Annotated in this window: 5 protein-coding genes and 1 pseudogene; all 6 read right to left on the bottom strand. The window is 31.8% G+C overall.

Going from position 1 to position 4,323, the window contains the following annotated elements; translation table 11 throughout:
- The coding region (locus AB1Z17_RS04330; RefSeq protein WP_368050565.1) for a DUF6090 family protein at positions 1-216 on the bottom strand (216 nt) is incomplete at its 3' end.
- A gap of 213 nt (positions 217-429) precedes the next feature.
- On the bottom strand, positions 430-1,056 hold the full coding sequence (locus AB1Z17_RS04325) for a hypothetical protein (RefSeq protein ID WP_368050564.1): 627 nt from the start codon (positions 1,054-1,056) through the stop codon (positions 430-432).
- 284 nt (positions 1,057-1,340) lie between these two features.
- Positions 1,341-2,741 carry a nitrilase-related carbon-nitrogen hydrolase gene (locus AB1Z17_RS04320; RefSeq protein WP_368050566.1) on the bottom strand — a complete coding sequence of 467 codons (1,401 nt, stop codon included), beginning with the start codon at positions 2,739-2,741 and terminating at the stop codon, positions 1,341-1,343.
- A gap of 166 nt (positions 2,742-2,907) precedes the next feature.
- On the bottom strand, positions 2,908-3,498 hold the full coding sequence (locus AB1Z17_RS04315; protein WP_368050563.1) for a Crp/Fnr family transcriptional regulator: 591 nt from the start codon (positions 3,496-3,498) through the stop codon (positions 2,908-2,910).
- Positions 3,499-3,690: 192 nt separating this feature from the next.
- Entirely contained in the window at positions 3,691-4,014 is a 324-nt protein-coding gene (locus AB1Z17_RS04310) for a tetratricopeptide repeat protein (protein ID WP_368050562.1), read from the bottom strand.
- A gap of 15 nt (positions 4,015-4,029) precedes the next feature.
- Positions 4,030-4,323, bottom strand: a pseudogene (locus tag AB1Z17_RS04305) (penicillin-binding protein); the annotation flags it as partial.

Genomic DNA, 4,323 nt, shown 5'->3' with positions numbered 1-4,323 from the left:
TAAAATCATTTTTTCTTGATTTTTTATAGTTTCAAGAAAATTTAAACGTGTTGCTGTTAAATCTTCTTTGAGGTCTGAAAGAATTAAGGCTTCTTCATTTTTCTCTTTTCTTAATTCATTACTATTGTTTATTTGTAAAGCGATTACTATACCAATAACAACCAAAATAATTTCGCCTATAGCATATTTAAAATACTTTGCAGTTTTGTTTTCCATCAGCAAGTTTTGTCGAATTTTTCTAAAGAATTTTATCATTGGTTAGTGGTTGGTTATAATGAAGCACAACGTGTTCGTGTATGACTTTCGTTGCGTGTTTAGGTAACTAATTTAGCAAAAGAAAACGAGCCAGAGGAAAATCCGTAGGATTTTCCATATTATCATTGCACTAGCAATGAATTATACACGTCTTAAGTTAGCAAATCGTTTTTTTTAATTAAAGTACTTTTTTGATTTCTCCCAAATTTCATATTTACTATGCTCTCCTAAATAATAATAGAACTTTCCGTCTGGTTTAATTAGAACATAATTTCCATATCTTACTTCATAAGGAAAAAATAATTTTTTAAATATACTCTCTTTATCTGCTATCCAATTAATTTTATCTTGATGATAATATTTAAGATTGTCAGATTCAGGTGAGTGTATCCAAAATTGATTTATATCAGCAATTTTGTGAAGTTTTTTTAAATAATCTTTATCTAAAATATTCCAAGTAGACCTTGATTTTGTGTTATCAGCTTTTTTCGGAAATGCAGTTAAATAATTTATTACAATATTTTGATTAGAATCGATTTTCTTATCAGTCAATACCGTCAAGTATGATTTTAAATTCTCAAAAGTGTTTTTGTCAAGTTGTCCGAATTTTTTTCGAGTTACCAATAAACCTATTTGAGTTGTGTCGTTCTCAAAATATAAATCTAAATTTTTGCTATAATCTTTAGTTTTAATGAAATTCGGCTTACTTATTTTCTCTCCACTTTCATTATAAAATATCATAGGTTTTTCTTGTCCGAAAGTCAAGCAAGTGAATAGGATAAATAGGAATGTTAATCTCATAGTTTAATATACGGGTCATTCTTTATTCTTTCTTCTTTCTTTGGAGTTAATAAAGTTAGTTAACTTATATCATTCTAAGATACATGTGTATTTTCTCTTAGAAAACCAAAAATTGACATACCAAGAATAAATATGGATTGGCAGCCTGAAAAGATATAAAATAATACAAAACTAAAAAAAGATCCAATTATTGCTTGGGAAGAAGCGTTAAATTATCTATTTGAAAAAAAAGCTGCAAGATAAACAGGGAGTCATAAATCAACTTTTCTTATGAATCACCTTCTTTATTCATTAGGTTTAAATGATTGAATAATCGATTTTCTTTTTTTTGATCGAACTGTAACTAATATGAACGATAGTAAAAAACCTATACATAAATAAACAAAACTATCTTTAATAATAGAGTATAGTGTTGTAACACCTTTAGCAGCTAATTGTGCATACATTATTTTATTATTTTCATCAAAACTGCTCAGTTGTGAAACCATTTCACCGTAGGGTGTGATTGCTGCGGAAAGCCCAAAACGTGTTGAACGCAGTACCGAGTGACCTTGCTCAACGGCTCTAAAAGCAGCCATTTCTGTATGTACAGGGTCAATGCCTCTCCAATCACTTGATGGAAGAATAACCATATCTGCCCCTAATTCACCATACCCTTTTGCCAGATATGGAAAATCATAATCATAGCAAATTGCAGCCCCAATTTTTGTTCCTTTTATATCAACCACTTTTAGAAGTGACTTTCCCTGTACTGCTGGTTCACCTGGTACGGGTTGATGCTTAAGGTAAGAATGCGTAATGTTTCCTAAAGAATTGATAAACTGATACTTGTTCTCATACTTCAACGGAGTTTGTGAAATAGGTGTTACATAAGAAGCTACCAAAGTGATATTGAGTTCAATGGCTAGTTCCTTAATGGATTTAATCCATTCCTTCTCATCTTCAGGCATAATAAATAAGGCAGCTTCGTTCCATGCTATTATTTTAGCACCACCGTCTGCTGCAGTTCTTGTTCGTTTAAATAATGTAGTTTTAGCCTGTTCATTACTTTCCTTAGATGGCAATGGTAAGCCACTTACCTCCGAGTCTGTTCCAACTGCAGCTACTGTTATAGTATCAATACCTTTGGTTTTGCTAATGTTGTAACGGGTGGAGCCAAAAACAATTAAAGGGAATAGTATAATTAACGGAAGTTGAAATGTTGAAATAGAGATTTTTCTTTTTACTATGATATCAGTAATTGAGATATTAACCCAATAAATTAAAAAGCTTAGTCCAGCCAAGCCAAACAAGGATACTGTTTGAATAAGTGATACATTATCGTGCATAGTATATGCAGCTACTCCCCAACTGGCAATAGGTGTAAAGGTATATTGAATCCATTCCATGATAATCATGATAACAGGAAATAGAAACAGTGCGTATTTTTGATTTTTAAATTTACTCCAAATCAAGTATCCAGGCAGATGAAATAAACTAATTGGAATCGAGTAAAGGAAGACCAACTGTAGTGGTATTGGATCAGTTATAATTTTTGATACTACAAAAGTCCAAGCCAAAACCAAAGCTATTAAAAAGGTTAATCTTGACTTTAAGCCTTTTGTGAGACTTAGATAAATTAAAAATGGAACACTTGATACCCAAGCCATGACTTCAATACTAAAGGTCATGTGAGTTAGAGCCATCGTAACTACTCCAATCGCGAGATACCATAGTGGATTAATTTTATTTACATTAAATCCTTGCACGAGGGCACTTGATAAATTTTTCATCTTTCTTTGTTATTAAGTTCACTACAAAGATTGATGATACTGATTTCAAATCCATTAACAATTGTTAAAGAATCACATTTTACTCCATAAGTCCTTTACGAAGTCTACTTAAGGAAATATTTGTAATTCCCAGATAGGAGGCAATGTCAACATGTGAGATTAGATTTTCCAGAAAGTGATATTTCTCTCTAAAAAGAATGAGCCTTTCTTTAGCATTCAGCGAAGCGAGGCCAATTTCTTTTTCCACTTTTGTAAGGAGTTCATTTTGTAAAACCATATTTCCAAACTCGCGTATGTCTATGTGATTTATCATTAGCTGCTCAAACTTGTCAGCGTTTAAACTGGCAACGGTTAGCTTAGTAAGCGCTTGAAAGTTGAGGTGGGATATTTGATTAGCCGTTCTCGTTTTATTTGGAGAGAGTACACTGCTTTCAAGAAAATAGGATATGGTTATTTCTTCACCTTCCGGGCTTAGCAAAAAGCTCCGGCAAACACCTTCGTAAACAAAGTATTCCTTATTATTTCTTTTTCCTCTATCGATAAACACATCTCCTTTTTCATAAACTTCAACTACAATCAAGTCACTCAACAGATCTAACGAACCCTCTGATATAGGTGATACCTTGTTAATTAAGGGTCTTGTTAGTTCTTTAATCTGTTCGAAATTCATGATAATCATTTATTTGCTATAACACGTTTGTATATGGTTTTTTACGTGTTTAGGGATGTAATTTAGCAAATAAAAACCGAATAGAAAATCAACGAGACAAGAGCGAAGCGAACTGGTGCAGCAATTTTGTTTCTAAATTAGTCTAAAAAGATTTGTTTTTTAGCTCCGTTCATTGTTGGTAGCATTTTCATTCTACTCATTTTTTAACAATTCAATCAATGTTTTCGTTGACCCTTCATTACCTAATTCCACTGCTTTTGTGTAACTTTTTATGGCTTCTTCTTTTTTGTCATATTTTAAGTAAGCTTGACCAAGTGAATCCCATAAATTGCCATCTTCAGGGAATAACTTCACATTAAGTTTAAATAGTTCTAACGCCCAAGCAGGTTTGTCCTCTTTTTTCAATCTGCTATATCCTAGTCGATTTAGTATTGCATGGTCGCTAAATTCATTATTAAGTTCTTTCTTTAAAAAATCTGGTAATTTTTCTGCATTTACAGATGGATTCGTTTTCATAAATTCAAGAATTAATTAATAAATGTTCTTGGAAATTTGTGCTGTAGTATAATTTGAATCAAAAATCATTTTACCTATTTCTCGGGCAACGTTTTCTGATTCACTACCTAAAAATGCATTTGTTATGTATATAACAACTACATCATCATCTATAAATCTAACAAAATCGGCAAAATACAATCCATTACTACCATTATGAGCAACGGTTTTGGTGTCTCTATCACTTTTAGATATTGCCCAACCATAACCATAGTACGAAGTCATTTTATCATTTTCGGCTATATACGGTGTTTCTTGGATTTCTCTAGT

The organism is Lutibacter sp., from assembly GCF_040883305.1.
Lineage (GTDB): Bacteria > Bacteroidota > Bacteroidia > Flavobacteriales > Flavobacteriaceae > Lutibacter.
This window is presented reverse-complemented; position numbering and strand designations above follow the sequence as displayed.

What these genes read in the sequence shown, in the direction of transcription:
- AB1Z17_RS04325 (WP_368050564.1), bottom strand. Translation starts at nt 1,056, where the DNA reads ATGAGATTAACATTCCTATTTATCCTATTCACTTGCTTGACTTTCGGA.
- AB1Z17_RS04320 (WP_368050566.1), bottom strand. Translation starts at nt 2,741, where the DNA reads ATGGCTCTAACTCACATGACCTTTAGTATTGAAGTCATGGCTTGGGTA.
- AB1Z17_RS04315 (WP_368050563.1), bottom strand. Translation starts at nt 3,498, where the DNA reads ATGAATTTCGAACAGATTAAAGAACTAACAAGACCCTTAATTAACAAG.
- AB1Z17_RS04310 (WP_368050562.1), bottom strand. Translation starts at nt 4,014, where the DNA reads ATGAAAACGAATCCATCTGTAAATGCAGAAAAATTACCAGATTTTTTA.